Annotated in this window: 15 protein-coding genes, 1 tRNA gene and 1 pseudogene; 7 read left to right on the forward strand and 10 right to left on the reverse strand. The window is 62.9% G+C overall.

What is annotated here, in order from left to right; translation table 11 throughout:
- Nucleotides 1–275: 275 nt before the first annotated feature.
- The 6 genes and pseudogenes from HCN50_RS12140 to HCN50_RS34460 all read right to left on the reverse strand — a co-directional run.
- Nucleotides 276–854, reverse strand: coding sequence for a YdeI/OmpD-associated family protein (locus HCN50_RS12140; RefSeq protein WP_171709860.1), 579 nt, complete (start codon nt 852–854; stop codon nt 276–278).
- A gap of 191 nt (nt 855–1,045) precedes the next feature.
- Nucleotides 1,046–2,545 (reverse strand): tripartite tricarboxylate transporter permease, encoded by a 1,500-nt coding sequence (locus HCN50_RS12145; RefSeq protein ID WP_171709861.1) that lies wholly within the window; start codon nt 2,543–2,545, stop codon nt 1,046–1,048.
- On the reverse strand, nt 2,545–3,045 hold the full coding sequence (locus tag HCN50_RS12150; protein WP_171709862.1) for a tripartite tricarboxylate transporter TctB family protein: 501 nt from the start codon (nt 3,043–3,045) through the stop codon (nt 2,545–2,547). Before HCN50_RS12150 ends, HCN50_RS12145 begins: the two co-directional genes overlap by 1 nt.
- Entirely contained in the window at nt 3,042–4,010 is a 969-nt protein-coding gene (locus HCN50_RS12155; RefSeq protein ID WP_171709863.1) for a Bug family tripartite tricarboxylate transporter substrate binding protein, read from the reverse strand. Before HCN50_RS12155 ends, HCN50_RS12150 begins: the two co-directional genes overlap by 4 nt.
- 118 nt (nt 4,011–4,128) lie before the next feature.
- Nucleotides 4,129–4,557, reverse strand: a complete 429-nt coding sequence (locus HCN50_RS12160; protein ID WP_311968040.1) for an LmrA/YxaF family transcription factor — start codon at nt 4,555–4,557, stop codon at nt 4,129–4,131.
- 27 nt (nt 4,558–4,584) lie between these two features.
- A pseudogene (locus HCN50_RS34460) lies at nt 4,585–4,773 on the reverse strand (helix-turn-helix domain-containing protein); the annotation flags it as partial.
- 111 nt (nt 4,774–4,884) lie between these two features.
- Between HCN50_RS34460 and HCN50_RS12165 the strand changes: the two are divergent.
- Complete coding sequence (locus tag HCN50_RS12165; RefSeq protein ID WP_171709865.1) at nt 4,885–5,604, forward strand: glutathione S-transferase family protein; 720 nt, start codon at nt 4,885–4,887, stop codon at nt 5,602–5,604.
- 32 nt (nt 5,605–5,636) lie between these two features.
- Here the strand turns inward: HCN50_RS12165 and HCN50_RS12170 are convergent, their stop codons facing one another.
- Nucleotides 5,637–8,681 (reverse strand): PAS domain S-box protein, encoded by a 3,045-nt coding sequence (locus tag HCN50_RS12170; RefSeq protein ID WP_171710003.1) that lies wholly within the window; start codon nt 8,679–8,681, stop codon nt 5,637–5,639.
- 423 nt (nt 8,682–9,104) lie between these two features.
- Between HCN50_RS12170 and HCN50_RS12175 the strand changes: the two genes are divergently transcribed.
- The 5 genes from HCN50_RS12175 (at nt 9,105) to HCN50_RS12195 (ending at nt 11,606) form a co-directional block, all read left to right on the forward strand.
- Complete coding sequence (locus HCN50_RS12175; protein ID WP_171709866.1) at nt 9,105–9,539, forward strand: phasin; 435 nt, start codon at nt 9,105–9,107, stop codon at nt 9,537–9,539.
- 217 nt (nt 9,540–9,756) lie between these two features.
- Nucleotides 9,757–9,833: transfer RNA gene (locus HCN50_RS12180), tRNA-His, on the forward strand.
- Between the two features lie 131 nt (nt 9,834–9,964).
- Nucleotides 9,965–10,324: a hypothetical protein gene (locus HCN50_RS12185; protein ID WP_376700279.1), complete on the forward strand. Its 360-nt coding sequence runs from the start codon at nt 9,965–9,967 to the stop codon at nt 10,322–10,324.
- A gap of 94 nt (nt 10,325–10,418) precedes the next feature.
- Nucleotides 10,419–10,748 (forward strand): hypothetical protein, encoded by a 330-nt coding sequence (locus HCN50_RS12190; protein WP_171709867.1) that lies wholly within the window; start codon nt 10,419–10,421, stop codon nt 10,746–10,748.
- 177 nt (nt 10,749–10,925) lie between these two features.
- The gene (locus HCN50_RS12195) at nt 10,926–11,606 is read left to right on the forward strand and encodes an AAA family ATPase (protein ID WP_171709868.1); all 681 of its coding nucleotides are present in this window, start codon (nt 10,926–10,928) and stop codon (nt 11,604–11,606) included.
- 167 nt (nt 11,607–11,773) lie between these two features.
- On the opposite strand, the gene HCN50_RS34245 is transcribed toward HCN50_RS12195, so the two are convergent.
- Complete coding sequence (locus HCN50_RS34245) at nt 11,774–11,905, reverse strand: hypothetical protein (protein ID WP_283812075.1); 132 nt, start codon at nt 11,903–11,905, stop codon at nt 11,774–11,776.
- Nucleotides 11,906–12,134: 229 nt separating this feature from the next.
- Here HCN50_RS34245 and HCN50_RS12200 point away from each other — a divergent pair, with 229 nt between their 5' ends.
- Nucleotides 12,135–12,275 (forward strand): hypothetical protein, encoded by a 141-nt coding sequence (locus HCN50_RS12200; protein WP_171709869.1) that lies wholly within the window; start codon nt 12,135–12,137, stop codon nt 12,273–12,275.
- 49 nt (nt 12,276–12,324) lie between these two features.
- Here the strand turns inward: HCN50_RS12200 and dapA are convergent, their stop codons facing one another.
- Entirely contained in the window at nt 12,325–13,257 is a 933-nt protein-coding gene (gene dapA, locus HCN50_RS12205; protein WP_171709870.1) for a 4-hydroxy-tetrahydrodipicolinate synthase, read from the reverse strand.
- A gap of 461 nt (nt 13,258–13,718) precedes the next feature.
- On the reverse strand, nt 13,719–14,642 hold the full coding sequence (locus tag HCN50_RS12210; protein ID WP_171709871.1) for a LysR family transcriptional regulator: 924 nt from the start codon (nt 14,640–14,642) through the stop codon (nt 13,719–13,721).
- Between the last annotated feature and the right edge of the window lie 2 nt (nt 14,643–14,644).

A 14,644-nucleotide genomic window follows, 5' to 3' on the forward strand; every position in this document is an offset into this window, starting at 1 on the left:
GGGAAACAGGCGATCCGCTGGGCGGATGCATTGGGCAGACTGGATTGGAGCAAGAATTGTGCCGCCCTGATATTCAGACGGGATTCGTCCCCCGATAGAAGGACTGCTGGCAGGTCGGATATCGGAGATATGCAAATCGACGCGAATGACCCAGCGTGGAACAGGGTGATGCCGGATCGAAATGGTGGAGCGACGGCCGGTTTTGCTTCACAAGCGGCAAAGTGCAGCCGATCATCTGCCCGCTATGGCTTACTGATTCCGAGAGGCTGCATGGGTCAGTGAAACTTCTCGCCACGATCCAGTTTCGCAACAATTTGCGCGATCCGTCTGGCGCGCGTCTCGGGCTTCTTCGCTGTATGAAGGCGATAGTAGATTGAATAGAGATTTCTGCGATCGAGCGTAGCGAAGAACGCTTTCGCCGCGGGCATGTCCTCCAAGGCGTCGAGAAAGTCTTGCGGGATAGTCATGTCCGCTGAGCCCGCGTATGCGGTGTCCCATCGTCCATCCGACTTGGCCGCTTCGACCTGAGCCAATCCAGCGGGAAACATCCGCCCTTCAGCGATCAGGGTTGTTGCATGACGGCAGTTCTTGGCCGACCAATTGGAATTCACCTTCCTCGGGGTAAGTCGTTGCAAGTACGACATGTCGTCGAAAGGTTTCATCTGGCCATCGATCCAACCGACGCGGATGGACTCAATAACGCAATCGTTCCACGTCACCGACGGCACGCCCGTGTCTGATTTGAAGATCCGCACCCAGAGTTCGGTCGCAGCGCCATGGTGCTTCTCAAGCCAGTCCCCAAGCTTGGATGCGTTCTCAAATGCCAACGGGGCTTGCTGCTTTTTGCGAACCATAGGCAACTCTACCACGTAGACAGCAAAGCCTCCATCTGCGGACAACAAGCCCAGTGGCAAGCTCTCTTGGTGCTGAGGTCTGTTGTTGGCCCTCTTCAGACTTCAGGCGACGTCTGATTCGAGTCCGCAAAGCGCGGGATAGCGGACATCGATCAAGCCGCGCTCACGAATCTGTATGATGAGTAGTGAGCCTAGTCCTCGCTCGCTTTAAAGCGGCCGAGCCCCTTCAGCACGAACGGCGCCAATAGCGCGATCAGCGCAATGCCGAGCAGTGTTGCCGACATCGGGCTCTGCAGCAGCACGATGGGATCGCCGAGACTGATCGCGAGCGCGCGGCGCAACTGGCTTTCGGCGATCGGCCCGAGGATAAGGCCGACGACGACAGGCGCGATCGGAAAATCGAACCGGCGCATCAAGAAGCCCAGCACGCCGAAGCCTGCCAGCATCGACAGCTCGACCACCGAGGGCTTTGCTGCGATCGTGCCCATGGTCGCGAAGACGAGAATGCCGGCGTACAGCCAGGGCTGCGGGATCGCGAGCAGTCGCACCCACAGGCCGACCAGCGGCAGGTTGAGCACCAGCAGCATGACGTTGGCGATGAAGAGACTGGCAATCAGGCCCCATACGAGATCGGGCCGCTCGGCAAACAGCAGTGGCCCCGGATTCAGGCCGTATTGCTGAAAGCCCGCCAGCATCATCGCGGCCGTAGCCGAAGTCGGCAGCCCGAGCGTCAGCAGCGGCACGAGGGTACCGGCGGCGGAGGCATTGTTGGCGGCTTCCGGACCGGCGACGCCTTCAATCGCGCCCTTGCCGAATTCCTCCGGATGTTTGGTCAGCCGCTTTTCGGTCGAGTAGGACAGGAAGGTCGGAATTTCCGCCCCGCCGGCGGGCAGCGCGCCGATCGGGAAGCCGAACATCGTGCCGCGCAGCCACGCTTTCCACGACCGCCGCCAGTCTTCCGTCGTCATCCACAGCGAGCCGCGCACCGGCTCGATCTGCTCCTCGGCGTGATGGCGGCGCGATGCGACGTAGAGCGCTTCGCCGACAGCGAACAGGCCGACGGCCAACGTCGTCACTTCGACGCCGTCGAGCAGTTCGGGGATGCCGAAAGCAAGCCGAGCCTGGCCGGTGAGCTTGTCGATCCCGATCAGCCCGAGCGTCAGCCCGATGAACAGACTGGTCAGTCCGCGGATCGGCGAATCGCCGAAGGTTGCCGACACCGTGACGAAGGCCACGCACATCAGCGCGAAATAATCTTCGGGCCCGAAGCGCACCGCAAAATCCACCAGCCAGGGGGCGAGAAAGGCAAGGCCAATGGTGGCAATGGTGCCGGCGACGAACGAGCCGATCGCCGATGTGGCCAGCGCCGGACCGCCGCGGCCGGCCTTGGCCATCTTATTGCCCTCGAGCGCGGTCGCCATCGATGCGCTCTCGCCGGGCGTGTTGATGAGGATCGCCGTGGTCGATCCGCCATACATGCCGCCGTAATAGATGCCGGCGAACATGATCAACGAGCCGCCGGGATCAAGCTTGTAGGTCACCGGCAGCAGCAACGCGACGGTAAGCGCCGGTCCGATACCGGGCAGCACGCCGACCGCCGTGCCGAGAAACACGCCGGTCAGCGCGTAGAGCAGGTTCATGGGCTGCACGGCGACGGCCATGCCATGCGCAAGCGCGGCGAAGGTTTCCATTACAGCAGTCTTTCCAGAGGGCCGGCGGGAAGGCTCAACGTCAAAAGCCGATCGAAAGCGAGATAGATCAGCGTGCTCATCACGAGGGCGATGATGAGATCGGTCAAGATGGCGCGCCGCCCGAAGGCTGCCGAGGTGGCGACGAACAGGATCGACGTCGCCAGGATGAAGCCGCCGCCAAGGCCGATGATCGCGATCAGCAGCGCAAGCCCGCCAAGGATCAGCAGCACCGGCTTTGGATCGGTGCTCTCGCGCGGCGGCAGGTTGCCGCGCAACGCATCGATCAGGTTGGCGATCGCGAGAATGCCGAGCCCCGTGGCGACAACGAGAGGCATCGCCTCCGGCCCCATGCCGTACATCGAGGTGGATGGGAGGCGGCTGGCGTCCCACACCAGCACTGCGGCGAGCGCCGCCAGTGCGAACGCAATGACCAGGCCCGCGGGATCGACGCGCTGCGACCTTGGCTGCTGCGAAAGATCGCTGGAAGGGCTCTCCGTCATGACTTGACGAGGCCGACCGATTTCAGCACGTCGGTGACGCGTGTGGTTTCCTTCTTCAGGAAATCGGCGAACGCGTCGCCGCCCAGATAGGCGTCCTCCCAGCCCTTCTGCTTGAGGATGTCCTTCCAGGCATCCGACTGGACCATCTTCTCCACCGCCTCGGTCAGCGTCTTGCGCTGTTCAGGCGTGATGCCGGGAGGCGCGACCACCGAGCGCCAGTTGGCGATCACGAGATCGATCCCCTGTTCCTTGAATGTCGGAATGTCGATGCCGGCGATGCGCTTCTCCGACGTCACGCCGAGCGCACGCAATTTGCCCGATTTGATCTGGCCTTCGTATTCACTCAGCCCCGAAATACCCGCAGTGACCTTGCCGCCGAGAATGGCCGCGAGCGACTCGCCACCGCCGGAGAAAGGAATGTAATTGATCTTCTTCGCGTCGGCGCCGATCGTTCCCGCAAACAATGCCGCCATCACATGGTCGACGCCGCCGGCCGAGCCGCCGGCAAACGTCACCTTGGCGATGTCGGCCTTCACAGCATTGGCAAGGTCCTGCGCGGTCTTGAGCGGTGAATTCGCCGGCACGACGATCACCTGGATCTCCTCGGTGAGGCGCGCAATCGGCGTCACCTGCTCGAGCGTCACCGGCGACTTGTTCATGGCGAGCGCGCCCACCATGACGAAGCCGTTCACCATCAACTGGTTGCCGTCGCCCTTGGCGCCGTTGACGAACTGCGCGATGCCGACGCTGCCGCCGGCGCCGGCGACGTTGGTAACCTGGACGCTGCGGGCGATCTTGGCAGCCACCAGCGCCTGCTGCATCGACCGCGCGGTCTGGTCCCATCCGCCGCCGGGCGCCGCCGGCGCCATGATCTTGAGCTCGAGCTGCTGGGCGAGGGCAGGGCCAGCGGCTGCAAGCGCCAACGCAACGACCGCGCCGAACAGGCGCGCACTAAACGGCTTCATGGGGTTTCCTCCAGGCTCACACAGAGCGGCTGTGTGTCAATTCGCCGCATATCAGCCGGAAATGCCGCCACTGTCCAGAAGGACCTTTGCGTCTCCCGAGCCGGATCCGGAGAATTCGCTACGGCCTGGAAGCGCGGGCGTCTTTGGCCTTCGGCATTCGCCTAGAGCGAAAGTGAAGCGCCAATTGCTCGGCACAGCTGCGAAGCGGAGCCGTGCTTTGCCTTGCCTTGGCCTGGGCGATGGCGCCTGAATAAGACGCGATGACGAAAGTGGCCAAGGCGTCGGCGTCGAACGTGCCGGCGAAATCCGCACGCAGTTTGTCCGCGATGACCTTGCGCCAATTGTCATAGATCCCCTCGATCGCCTCTCGAAATTCAGGATCTGCGACGCAAAGCTCGAGCGCCAGATTATTCAGCGGGCATCCCAGAATGGTCCTGGACCGGTCCAGCGCCGATGCGATCTGCTCGAACGCCGTGCGTATCCCTTCCTGCGCGCCGCGTGCCGATCTGACCGGCTCGAGCCAATGCTTGTCGACGGCTTGCGCCACGCGCTCCTGAATGACGCTGAGCGCAAGGACCTTCTTCGTCGGGAAATGATGGTGGAGGGCGCCTGCCGTCACGCCGGCCGCGCGAACAATGTCGTGCGTGCTGGTCGAGTGGTAGCCACGTTTCTGGAAAGCATCCGCTGTCGCATCCAGGATGCGCTTTCTGACGCCGGCTGGATCGTTTGTTCGCGAGCGGCCGCTGGCTGGCTTTTTGGTCATGAAGCGACTCCCACCGCTGTCGGCACCGCGAGCCGTCTATCGGATTGACAAAAACAGGGCAACCTGTTTGTTTTGGGTCACGACTGTTTCGGCGATTGAAGGTGGGAACCCATGCCCGAGGACGTTCAATCTGGTCGAGAAGCCGATCGCGCCAGCGATCGCAGGATACGGCTGTTCTCCGGTCCCTTGAGCATGTTCGGTGCCAAAGTTCAGATCGCGCTGCACGAGAAGAATGTCGATTTCGAACTCGTGATGGTGCCCTTCACCGTGAAGGAAGGCTACGCGCCAAAGCACCCGGAAGTGCTGCGCATCAATCCAAAGCGCCAGGTCCCCGTGCTGATCGACGGCGGCCTCGAGATCTTCGATTCCACCCAGATTTTCGAGTATCTGGAAGACATCGAGCCGCATCCTGCGCTGTGGCCTGCGACGCCTGCCGCACGGGCGTGGTCGCGCCGGCTGGAGCATGAATCGGATGAGGTCTATTTCCCGCACATCATCAAATTGATGCAGCTCTGGAAAGCGCCTGATGATCCCGCCGCGGAAGTCGCGCGCGCGGGCGCTGCCGCCTATTATCGAACGATGGAGGCCGTGCTCGGTGACCGTGAGTTTCTCGGCGGCGAATATTCCTTTGCCGATATCGCGTTCTATATGGCCCAGCTCTTCGGTGTCCGGATGGGTGCCGACATGACTGATGAAATGCCGAAGCTTCTGCAATGGCGGCAGCGCATGACGGCAAGACCGGCCGTCATCAAGGTGGTCGGACCGATGGCCGACTATTTGCGCAGCCAGGGCCTCAGCGTCCCCGCGTTTCTCTTGCAAAAGACGGCGTGATCTATGCCGCGTCTACGCGCCTGTTCGTCCGATCAAGCGCGCGCGACCGCGTGCGGAAACACGATCTCGATCAGCGTGCCGGTGCGGCCGCCAGTCCTGATCTGGAATTTGGCGCGATTGGCTTCGACCAGCGCCTTGGTGAGCGATAGGCTGACGGCCGCACTTTCGGATTGATCCGACGGTGCCCGCGTGCGGAACGGCTCGAGCGCTGCTGCAACCTCGTGGTCGTTGAGGCCATGGCCGGTGTCGCGGACCCGCAGCATCACCTCGCCGAAATCGGACAGTGCGGTCGAGACGATGACCTGCCCGCCGGCATTGGCGAGGTGAATCGAATTGCCGATCAGGTTCAACGTGATCTGACGCAATGCCCGCCCGTCCGCAATCACCGGCGGCAGCGCGTGCGCCAGCGACGTGCGGATGATGATCCGCTCGCGGTTGGCCTGCGGCTGCATCACCGCCACGCAGCTCTCGACCAGCTCGTTGAGGTTCTGCGCGGTGAAGGCCAGATCGAGCTTGCCGGTTTCTATTCGGCTGAGGTCGAGCAGGTCGTTGATGATGGCGATCACGCGTTCGCCGGAAGCGCGGATGTCCTTCATGTATTCGCGGTAACGTTCATTGCCGAGTGCGCCGAAGCGCTCGCCGATCATCACTTCGGAGAACCCGATGATGGCATTCAGCGGCGTGCGCAGCTCGTGACTGATCCGCGCCAGCACATCGGCCTTGGCATTGGCGGCGCGTTCGGCCAGCCGCCGCGCCTCGCGCAATTCGTTCTCGGTCTTCTTGGCCTGCGACAGATCGCGAAATACCGCGAAGAAATTCGGACCATCGGCCCGGGTGCGGCCCATGGTCATCGACAGCGGGATGATGCCGCCCTTGCTTTCGCGGCCCAGCACCTCGCGGCCATGATCGAGCAGGCTTTCGACGCCGGAAGCCTTGACGCCGGCGAGATATTCGAACACGGCGTGCTGGCTTTCGGGCGCAAACAGATCGGCGAGATTGCGCTCTACGAGTTCGTCGCCGTCGCGGCCGAACAGCGCTTCGGCGCTGCGGTTGGCCGCATTGATGTTGCCCTCGGCGTCGAACATCACGATGCCTTCGGCGGTGGTGTCGAGAATGGCGGCGAGTTCTTCGGCGTTGGCGTGGCCGACCGCCGATGGCTCAAAGATATCAGGGTCCGCTGCCGGCTCGGCCTGCGTGATGGCGGCCGCGATCGCGGCACCCTCATGGCGGGTGGTGGAGAAGATCAAAGCGAGGGCGGAATCGCCGTCCCATGAAATGGTGTAGAGGCGGGCTTCTGCGGCCGACGATGGCGCATCGGAGTCCGCGAGCCCGCTTGCGGAAATCGTCACCGGTCGTCCGGTGTCCGACGTCGAGGACGCATTCGACGCGCCGGCTTCGACATAGAGCGCGTCGAGGCCGCCGGCATCTTCCAGCGCGTGCAGGTTCGGGTAGCCCATCTGGGTCAGAAAGGCGGGGTTGGCATAGAGCAGCCGGTCGAGCCGGTAGATCAGGATGCCGACCGGCAGGAGGTCGAGCAGCGCCTTGTCACGCGCGGCTTCGCCACGCGCGGGCGGCTCGGGCGTCGCCAGCCATTCGGGCGGCTCGTTGGCGTCTTCGCGCACCGCTGATGCTGTCAGCGGTTCGAAGATGGTTTCGCCGTCAGTGTCTGATGCGGCTTCGTTGCCGTTCTCGGTGTCGAGCCGCGCCGACAATTGCCGCGCGAGTTCGTTGAAGGCGCTGTTCTCAACCGGCGTCAGCGACAGGGACTTGGTTTCACCGGGGGCGCGGAACGGCACGACATTTCCGGGTGGGTCTGCCGGCGATTCGCTCGGCAGCGTATCCGGCGCGCTTTCCTCGAGACTTTCCTCGAAGCTTTCCTTGGGCGGTTCCACAGGCGTTTCCAAATTGTTCGGAGGTGAAGTCTCGGCAGCAATCGGTTCAGGCAAGACCTCGTGCGACGGCAGTGCTGCGCCGGCCGGCGCGCCCGCGGCAGTGGGCGGTTCTTGCGTCACCATCTCGCCGGACCATTCCGCCAGGCGGAGGGCGGCGAGCCGCGCTAGGGCATCGAAGTCGCGGCAGATGCCAAAGCCGCGATAGCCGGTGAAATTCCGCGCCCCATCGAAGATCGGCAAGCCGGATAGTTCGACCGCCAACGCGCCGCCACCGTCCACCGGCCAGTTCAGCGTGATGCCGCTCCAGGTGTCATGGGTCGCCAATGCCTTTTCCACCCGGTTGGCCGGATCCAGCTTGAAGGTCTCGGCGATCGCGGGCCAAGGCCGGCCGAAAACGGCGGCTGCGTGGGGGCCGATCAGACCGACGAACTCGCAGGATCCGACCGTGAAGCGGCTTTGGCGGTCCATCTGCCAGGTGAAGCGCAGCGGCAGGCGCCGCTCCTGGGCCGGCTGGCCGGCCAACGCTTCGAGCGCAGGCGAAAGTGTACGGCGAACGGCTTCGGCCGCAGGCGGCGCTTCCGCAGCGGGCTCATCCGCAGCGGATTCGGCAAGCGCATCGAACAACGCAAACTCGGCGGGGGCATCGCCCGACTGCGCCGGCTGTTCGTAGTCGGGAAATGGTTGCGGAGCGATCGATGGCTCCGCGACGGGCATGGCGGGCGCGCTCGGCTGCGCGGCCGGCGATGGCGCTTCGCTATCTGGCTGCATCTCGTCCTCTGCCTGCCTATGTGCTTGCGCCGGTCGCGGCGCGATCAGCGCGATATTGCCGGCGGCGATCAGAACGCCGTGGCTGCCATTGGGAAAGTCGAACCGCGAGCAGCCGCAGGTCGCAAGCATGCCGGGCGCCGCGCCGAATCCACGCAGACGCTCCAGGCGGATGGCACCGTTGGGGAGCAACCGGCCGGTGAGCCGGGCGATCTGCCGCCGGTGCTGGTCGGCCGGACCGAAGGTTCTTTCGGCGAGGCTTGCTGCGCTGGTTGCGCCGAACACGCGGACGCCAGCCGGATTGGCCCACAGGATCCGCCTGCCGTCGGCTGTCCACAACCATGCAGGCAGGCGGCTCGCCGCATACGCCGCCAACCGCGGATCGCTGCGCGCCCGCCAGGGAGATTCCGCATCCGTCATCGCAACTACAGGACCCTCCGGCATTAAATCGGCAGCCGGAGTGCCGACAGCGTTAAGACTTCGTTAGTATCGCAAGCCCGCCCCGGCAGGTCCACGGCCCGTCCCGCCGGCAGTAATCTTAGCCGAGGATAACCTTAACCGCCGGGGCGCTTCATCTGCTGGGAAGTCGAAAGCCTGACGCGGCCAATGCACCGCAACCGATGGATTACCTAGGTGGAACCAGCATCCGAGGCGAGAAAATTTGTGGCAACGCACCAGAAATTGCATTGCGTTGCACAAATTTGACACGATAAGGATGCTTATTAGGCAGGCCCGTGGATGGGCCGCTTCCGTGAGTGCGTGTACGTAACCCTTTCGGCCGCTTGCCTGCCGGCGTCCGCGAGGGGGAAATATCGTTTAACCCCATTGTGAAGGATGCCAGCCGTGACCAGTTCCACCGATCCCTTCTCTGCCTCCATCATCCCCTTCGAAGTCCCCGAGCAGGTGCGCGCGTTCGCTGAAAAGGGCGTCTCGCAGGCCCGCGACAGCTATGCCAAGTTCAAGGACGCGGCTGAGACCCATAACGGCACCATCGAGGCGGTGTTCACCTCGGCCAGCAAGGGCGCCAGCGAGTACAACGCCAAGCTGATCGAGTTCTTCAAGGCCAACACCTCGTCCTCGCTCGATTTTGCGCAGGAGATGCTCGGCGTGAAGACGCCGGCTGCGGCATTGGAGCTGTGGACCTCGCACGCCAAGAAGCAGTACGAGACCTTCACAGCCCAGGCCAAGGAGCTTGCCGAACTCGGCCAGAAGGTTGCCACCGAGACCGTCGAGCCGATCAAGGCTTCAGCCTCGAAGTACTACAAGCCGGCCGCCTGATCGGGCCGCGCCATCGCTAACGAAAAGCCCGGGCGAGGCGGCCCGGGCTTTTTGCTGCTCCGGCCGGGTCCCGGCTATCGGCCGGGGCTTGCAAAAATTAACACAAAACACGTCGCCAGCGACTATAATCGGCGACGTAGCGGCCTTGCCAAAGCGAGGCGTTGCACCTAGTTTCCGGCCCATTCGCAGGACCCTTTTTGGGCCTCGCGTGAGGGATGCAGTTGTAGCTCAGTTGGTTAGAGCGCCTGTCTGTGGAACAGGAGGTCGGTGGTTCGAGCCCACCCAACTGTACCATCCTCACCAGGTTGAACCGGATTGCCGCCCAAGTGCCGTGACGCTTGTGCTGTGACGTGTCGGCCACCCGTGCTTGCGAATCTCCAGCCGTTCACCCACACTTCCCGCGAATTGTTGCGGATGGGGGAGTGATGATGGTTTTTCGCGAACAGATTTTTCGGTGCGGATTGCTTTTTGCCACCGCGCTGTCGGTATTGATCTGGTCGACGGCGGGCCGCGCCTACACCCCCGAGCAGCAGCAGGCCTGCACCGGCGATGCGTTCCGCCTCTGCAGCTCTGATATCCCCGACGTCGACCGCATCACCGCCTGCATGATCCGTAACAAGTCGCAGCTCTCGCCGGCCTGCCGCGCGCATTTCACGGCCGGTCCCGAGCCGGATGAAGTCGCGGCCATGCCCGCCGGACGACCGACGGTGATCCGGCCGGCCACGCTGCACAAGGCCGTGAGCGCCAAGCGCAAAGCCAAAAAGCCGGCGAAACCCGCGACGTGATCGACATCACGCAATTTCAAGGCCTCTTCTCGCTACTGACGCTTGCCAGCAGCCTCTGCAATGAACATCTCCTCACGGAAGAGGAGAGGGTTCATTGAGCCAACATCAAAAAGAGCTCGATCGGCATTTTGCCTGGTTCGAGAAAAAGCTGCCGCCTGGGCCGGCGAAATTCGTCGGTTGGGTACGCAAGCCGACATCGATCTACGTCCGTATTCCGCTCGCATTTCTCTTAGTCGTCGGCGGCTTTCTCAGCTTCCTGCCGGTGCTCGGACTCTGGATGCTGCCACTCGGACTCCTTTTGTTCGCGCAGGACATACCGCCGCTGCAGAAGCCGATGGCGCAGGGACTTGGATGGATCGAGCGCAAATGGCTTGAGCGCCAGCGTGCAAAGCTCGAACGCGAGCGTGCAAGAAGTGCGCGATGAGCCGAGCGACAGCGGCCTTGCCGATTACCGTTTCGGTGACCGGGGTCACACGGTGTGACTCAAAAACCAGTTTTATTGGCAATTAAGTGGCTTCATCGCGGCGGGCGATAAATTTTTCTTTCACGAATCAGCGCGCTGATTCATTTTCGGCTTCTGGGGTCAACTGGAGGCCAAGGTATGAACGTAATTGTTTTCGCATCACGTAAGGGGGGCTCGGGAAAGAGTACCCTGGCTGCTCACCTCGCTGCCCATGTTCACAAGGCAACGAAGCCCATCCTTCTGGTCGATGCCGACCCGCAGGGCTCGCTTACTCTCTGGCACAAATTGCGCGGCACCAACGAGCCGCCGATCAAGGCGGCGGTGAATTCCGTCAGCGGCATCGTCGCTGCCGCCAAACGCGACGGCGTCGAATGGGTGTTCATCGACACGCCGCCGAATCTGTCGGCCGTCGTCGATGACGCGATCCGCAACGCGACGATGGTGATTATTCCGGCGCGGCCCGGCGTGTTCGACGTCAACGCAGTGCAGGAAACCATTCAGACCTGCCGCTCGGCGCGCAAGCCCTACGCGGTCGTGATCAACGGCGCGCCCGCCGAACGCGACGGCGTCGAAAGCCGCATCGTCACCATCGCGCGCGAAGCGCTGGCGAAATTCCGCGCTCCCGTTTGGAGCGGCCAGATCACCAACCGCGCCGATCTCTTGATGGCGCTGAGCCAGGGTGAAGGCGCGCGCGAATATTACGCGGAAGGCCGCGCGGCTGCCGAGATTGCAAGGTTGTGGGGCGCGATCGAACGTTCGATCAAGGCGATCCGCGGAACGGCGTCGGCGTCGGGCGCCATGCACAAGCAGGCGGCGTAACAACGCCGCTCTCGATCTGCCGGACTGACAAAGAACGCGCGGGCTCCGCGCGTTTTCTTTTTGTGGGAGACTTTGTTGTTGTCATTCCGGGGCGATGCGAAGCATCGAGCCCGGAATCTCGAGATTCCGGGTCTGGTGCTTGCGCACCATCCCGGAATGACGGCGCCCTACGCCACCATCAGCACATAGAGCACGACGACCGGGGACAGCGTCAGGATCACCGACCAGATGCCGACGGCCCACAGAATGTCCTCGGTGGAGAAGCCCTGTTCGGGCAGCCTGTTGTTTTCGAAATGCACGTTGCGCCCCCGCGTTTTTGGTTTATCCGGATAGTTTGATACCCGACCGGTTTTAAAAACCTGGTTGCGATTTCACTTGCATTTTTCTGGACTTGCTATTGCCGGCTAACCAGCGCGTCACCTGGTTAACGTGTGGTTGCCGCGCGGCGACAAACTCGAGCGAAGCCTCGTCCGCAATGTTAGAATTTTATGCGTATGGATCTCTCCCAGAACAACAAGGGGGAAATCGATGACCGTTCACGGCAGGAAATATCCGTTCGGCGACTATGCCCAAAGCATGCACGACGTTCTCCTGGTGTCGTCATTTGCCATCTGGGCGATGCTGCTCGGCTTCGCGCCCGTGATGACTTATCGCCTGCTGATGAGCTGATTTCGCTTCTCCCTCTCGCCATCGAGGCGAGAGGGAGAAAGTCACATCCTCAGGCCCGCCGCAGGAGCTGCGGTCCGCGCCGATCGATTTCCTCGTTCAACAGCGCTGCGAGCTCCGCGCTCACTTCCACCATCGGCAGGCGAACCTCGGCGCTGTCGATCAGCCCGCTGCGCGCCAGCCAGTATTTGGCGGGCGCCGGGCTCGGCTCGGCAAACAACAGCCGGGTCAGCCGGGAGAGCTCCTTCCAGGATGCCCGCGCGCCGTCACGATCCCCTTGCCTGATCAGCGCCTGCATCGAGGCGAAAGCCTCGGTCTCCAGATGCGCCGACAACAGGATTGCGCCGTCGGCGCCGTCGGCGAGCGCGTCGTGATACTGCGTGTCTTCGCCGGTCAGCACGCGAAAGCCGGCTGGCCGCCGCGCCAGCAAATCGATCGACTGCGCGCGGTCGGCACTGCAATCCTTCATGCCGATGATGTTCGAATGCGCCGCGAGCTGCAGCAGTGTCTCGTTGGTGAGGCTGACGGCGGTCCGGTACGGAATGTTGTAGAGCACGATCGGCCATGCGGCGTGATCGGCGAGCGCAGTGAAATGCTGCAACAGGCCACGCTGCGACGGCCGGATGTAATAGGGGCTTGCGATCAGATAGCCGTCGATCGGCCAGCCGGCCGTCTCGTCCAGTGCATCCAGCATCTTCGCGGTCGAGGCGCCGGACAGGCCAAGCAGGATCGGCAAATAGCGCCGGCTGGCGGAGAGCTCGTTGCGCGTCAGTGTCACCAGCCGCTCGAGCTCGTCTGCGCGGAGCGACATGCCTTCGCCCGACGTCGCGGCCAGAATGAAGCCGTCGACCGGGCCGGCCGCATACCGCCTGACGAGCCGGCGTAATGACGCCTCGTCGAGTTCGCCGTCGCGAAACGGCGTGATGAGCGGCAGCCACAGGCCCTGCAGGCGGCTTGCCAGATCGTTGGTTGAAGGGGCAGTCATCGTTCCATCTCCTCATGGGGTAAGCCGGAGACGGGACCAATAAAAAACCCCGTCCAGACGGCGGGGCTTCGGATCGCGGTTTGCGGCTGTTCAGCGCGCGCGTCGATCTCGGGTCCCCGGATGGGGACCTTTTTTCGACGACAGGGCTGCGCACGAACTCGTGATCATGTGCAGATCATGGTTGTGAAGCGCTTCGATGTCAATTGGCGCAGCAAAGATGACGCGGCCATGAAAAAAAGCCGGGCCCCGAAAGAGCCCGGCTTGAGGTATTGGCCACGTGAGGCCGACACAATCACCTTCCAAGAGGGATTACTGAACTGCCGTGTCACTGGAGGAGGGGGACATGTGCGCGACACGACCGATCAGCGTTCGAGTACTATGATCCTCATCGGCGCCATGCAGCAACCGTCGAGGTCGCATGTCAGACATGCGGTGAGCGCGCCCTCTATAAAAACAGCTAATTAGGACGGCCAGCGCTGCGCCTTGCTCACCACGAAATCGCGGAACACCTGCACGCGTGCAACCGTCTTCAACTCTTCGGGATAGACGAAGTAGGTGTCGAGCTGGATCGAGTCGGATTCGCCGAACAACTGCACCAGGCGGTTGTTTTCCTCGACCAGATAGTCCGGCAGCGCGGCGATGCCGAGCCCCTGCTGGCAGGCGCGGACCAAGCCCAAGATATTGTTCACCTTGAAATAGGCTTCGCGCGGGCCGGAGCCGTTGCGGCCGGCGTCGATCAGCCAGCTCCGATTCTGCAGATGCGTCGGAACCTGCGCATCGCCGAGCATGATGATGCGGTGCGAGTCGAGGTCGTCGAGCGTCCGCGGCGTGCCGAAGCGCTTGATGTATTCCGGCGAGCAATAGGCGTGGAAGCCGATCGAGAACAGCTTGCGCTGGATCAGGTCCGGCTGGGTGGGCTTGCGGGTCCGGATCGCGACGTCGGCCTCCCGCATCGACAAATCGAGATCCTCGTCGGTGACGATCAGCGAGATGCGGATATCAGGATAGAGCGCGGTGAACTCGTCGAGCCGCGGAATCAGCCAGTTGATGCCGAGCGCGGGGGGCGTGGTGATCTTGAGATCGCCGCTCGGCCGTTCGCGGCTGTCGGTCAGCTTGGCGCGCGCCGCCTGCAACTGCATGAACACGTCATGGGCGGTGCGAAACAGCAAGTCGCCCTGTTCGGTGAGGATCAATCCGCGCGCATGGCGGTGGAACAGCGACACCGAGAGTTCCTGCTCGAGTGCGCTGACCTGCCGCGACACGGCGGATTGCGAAAGCCCGAGTTGCTCGCCGGCATGGGTGAAGCTTCCCGCTTCTGCCGCCGCGTGAAACACCTTCAGCTTGTCCCAATCCATGTCCGTAAATCCGTCTCGAGTTCTAGGCATGA

The organism is Bradyrhizobium archetypum (assembly GCF_013114835.1).
Taxonomy (GTDB): Bacteria; Pseudomonadota; Alphaproteobacteria; order Rhizobiales; family Xanthobacteraceae; genus Bradyrhizobium; species Bradyrhizobium archetypum.

Bases quoted from the DNA above. Each gene is read 5' to 3' on its own strand.
- HCN50_RS12140 (WP_171709860.1), bottom strand. From the start codon at position 854: ATGGTTCGCAAAAAGCAGCAAGCCCCGTTGGCATTTGAGAACGCATCC.
- HCN50_RS12145 (WP_171709861.1), bottom strand. From the start codon at position 2,545: ATGGAAACCTTCGCCGCGCTTGCGCATGGCATGGCCGTCGCCGTGCAG.
- HCN50_RS12150 (WP_171709862.1), bottom strand. From the start codon at position 3,045: ATGACGGAGAGCCCTTCCAGCGATCTTTCGCAGCAGCCAAGGTCGCAG.
- HCN50_RS12155 (WP_171709863.1), bottom strand. From the start codon at position 4,010: ATGAAGCCGTTTAGTGCGCGCCTGTTCGGCGCGGTCGTTGCGTTGGCG.
- HCN50_RS12165 (WP_171709865.1), top strand. From the start codon at position 4,885: ATGCCCGAGGACGTTCAATCTGGTCGAGAAGCCGATCGCGCCAGCGAT.
- HCN50_RS12170 (WP_171710003.1), bottom strand. From the start codon at position 8,681: ATGACGGATGCGGAATCTCCCTGGCGGGCGCGCAGCGATCCGCGGTTG.
- HCN50_RS12185 (WP_376700279.1), top strand. From the start codon at position 9,965: ATGATGGTTTTTCGCGAACAGATTTTTCGGTGCGGATTGCTTTTTGCC.
- HCN50_RS12195 (WP_171709868.1), top strand. From the start codon at position 10,926: ATGAACGTAATTGTTTTCGCATCACGTAAGGGGGGCTCGGGAAAGAGT.
- HCN50_RS12200 (WP_171709869.1), top strand. From the start codon at position 12,135: ATGACCGTTCACGGCAGGAAATATCCGTTCGGCGACTATGCCCAAAGC.
- dapA (WP_171709870.1), bottom strand. From the start codon at position 13,257: ATGACTGCCCCTTCAACCAACGATCTGGCAAGCCGCCTGCAGGGCCTG.
- HCN50_RS12210 (WP_171709871.1), bottom strand. From the start codon at position 14,642: ATGCCTAGAACTCGAGACGGATTTACGGACATGGATTGGGACAAGCTG.